Annotated in this window: 3 protein-coding genes; 2 read left to right on the top strand and 1 reads right to left on the bottom strand. The window is 41.9% G+C overall.

The window, feature by feature from the left end; all coding sequences use genetic code 11:
- Both HP456_RS22950 and HP456_RS22945 read left to right on the top strand, forming a co-directional pair.
- The coding region (locus HP456_RS22950) for a diacylglycerol kinase catalytic domain-containing protein (RefSeq protein WP_172255383.1) at positions 1-364 on the top strand (364 nt) is incomplete at its 5' end.
- On the top strand, positions 339-1,253 hold the full coding sequence (locus tag HP456_RS22945; protein WP_246289384.1) for an RluA family pseudouridine synthase: 915 nt from the start codon (positions 339-341) through the stop codon (positions 1,251-1,253). The genes HP456_RS22950 and HP456_RS22945, both read left to right, overlap by 26 nt.
- Positions 1,254-1,319: 66 nt before the next feature.
- Here HP456_RS22945 and prpE read toward each other — a convergent pair whose 3' ends face one another.
- Positions 1,320-2,060, bottom strand: a complete 741-nt coding sequence (prpE, locus tag HP456_RS22940) for a bis(5'-nucleosyl)-tetraphosphatase PrpE (RefSeq protein ID WP_172255381.1) — start codon at positions 2,058-2,060, stop codon at positions 1,320-1,322.
- Positions 2,061-2,309: the final 249 nt, after the last annotated feature.

Here is a 2,309-nt window from a genome sequence, read left to right as displayed (position 1 = left end):
ACGCTTCAGGGGAGACGGGTTGTGCCTTTCAACACCTTCGGGAAGTACTGCATACAATAAGGCGCTTGGAGGGGCCATCATACATCCATCATTGCCGGCTATTCAATTTGCGGAAATGGCGTCTATCAACAATCGGGTTTTCCGTACAATCGGATCTCCGCTTATTTTACCTGCACATCATACGTGTATGTTAAAGCCGGTGAATGGCCCTGATTTCCTGATTACAATTGATCACCTTTCCCTGCTGCATAAAGATGTGAAATCCATTCAGTACCGTGTTGCAGATGAGAAAATCCGATTTGCCCGCTTCCGGCCGTTCCCTTTCTGGAAGAGAGTTCATGACTCTTTTGTGGCAGATGAATAAAGCCCATTCCCTTCAATGGACGATTCCTTCAAACTATGAAGGAAGACTGCTGAGGGAGTTTCTTGTTGATCAGAAGGTTTCTAAAAGGACGCTGACTTCGGTCAAGTTCGAAGGTGGAAAGATATGCGTTAATAAATCAGAGGTGAATGTCCGTCATCTCCTGAAAAAAGACGATATTGTCGAATTGGTTTTTCCTCCAGAAACGGGAAGTGATAAATTAATTCCAGAAAATATGCCTTTGAATATCGTGTATGAAGACGGTGATGTCCTGGTAGTCGATAAACCTCCGGGTTTGAATACCATCCCGTCAAAAGAGCACATGACGGGAAGTCTGGCAAATGGGATCGCAGGTTATTATAAAAGAATCAGCCTGGCATCTGCGGTCCACATCGTAACCAGGCTCGACAGGGATACCTCGGGACTCGTACTGATAGCAAAGCACCGGCATATACATCATCTGTTCAGCCTTCAACAGAAGGGTAGGGAAGTTTCAAGGACATATGAAGCTTTGGCCGAAGGGGAGATGAAGAGTACACAAGGTGTGATCGAAAAGCCGATCGGGCGAAAGGAAACAAGCATTATTGAGAGAGAAATCCGTCAAGACGGACAATATGCCTGCACCGCTTATCTGGTATTGGGCCAATTCTCTCAAGCTGTTCATCTCTCCCTGCACCCAGAGACAGGAAGGACCCACCAAATACGGGTACATATGTCTTCGATCGGACATCCTTTACTTGGCGATGACTTGTACGGAGGTCACATGGGATTAATAAAGCGGCAGGCTCTTCATTGCAGAACATTATCCTTTTTTCATCCCATGACAAAGGAATGGATGGAATTTAATTGTCCTTTAGCCAGTGATATGAAAGATGTGTTGAATGATTTATAAAGAACAAAAGAGATTCTTCGTGCTGAAACTGATCTGCACGAAGAATCTCTTTATTGAATCGAGTTGTTATTGGGGAAATGTCCTGAACTGTTCTTCTGAGAATGCCAATGTTGAAGGAACGCTTATTAGTTCAATTTCAGGGTAGCGAAAAGCGGTCAAGCTCCCACCGAAAACTGCACCAGTATCAATATTTACCGTTTTATTCATCATTCTCGGTTTCATTACGGGAGTATGTCCGTAAATAATCCAAGGTTTTCCTTTATATTCCTTCGCCCAATCTTTCCTGACTGGTGTGCCGTCTTCATTCATTTCACCTGTAATATCACCATACAGCACAAATGTTTTTACACGCTTATTGTACTTACCGATAAATTCTTCCTTGATTCCCGCATGTGCAATGATCAAATTCCCATCATCCAGGACATGATAAAGCGGAGAATTCTCGTATAAATCAATAAATAAGGTCTTATAAACATGTCTTTCTTTCTCTGTTAATGCACTTAATTCCGCCGTTGTGGTTTCCAGTCCATGAAGGATCTTCACGTTGTTCCCTAAGAAATAACGATAGAGTTTGTTACAATGGTTTCCAGGTGTATAGTAAGCATCTTTTTCTTTATGAAGAGATGCGATAACGGATACTGTCTTTAAGGAGAGAGGTCCGCGGTCAGTCAAATCTCCGACAAATCCAAGTTTTCTGCCGTCAGGATGCCTGGGGAGACCCGATCTCCACTTATAGCCGAGTTTAATGGTCAGATTTCTGAATTCGTCAAAACAACCGTGAATATCCCCGATTACATCAATTTTCAATTTACACCCTCATTTCATTTTTTGGAGAAACTTTTTTCTTTTCATTTCAATGTTTTTGTGACATATTAATATTTCAGTGTTTCAATATTGAAGTTTGTTTATTCAACATTCCAGCGAAGAAACTGTCAATAGCACAATATAAAAGTTGCGCCTTAGTTAACGGGCGACATTTCCGTAAAGATTTGCTAGTATTATTACGACTATTGACGATAAATGAAGGAGGTGTGGATTAATGAACGAACCGATCAA

The organism is Bacillus haikouensis, from assembly GCF_013179555.1.
Classification (GTDB): Bacteria; Bacillota; Bacilli; order Bacillales; family Bacillaceae_B; genus Rossellomorea; species Rossellomorea haikouensis_A.
The sequence above is the reverse complement of the archived record's forward strand: the minus strand, read 5'-3'. Positions and strand labels throughout refer to the sequence as shown.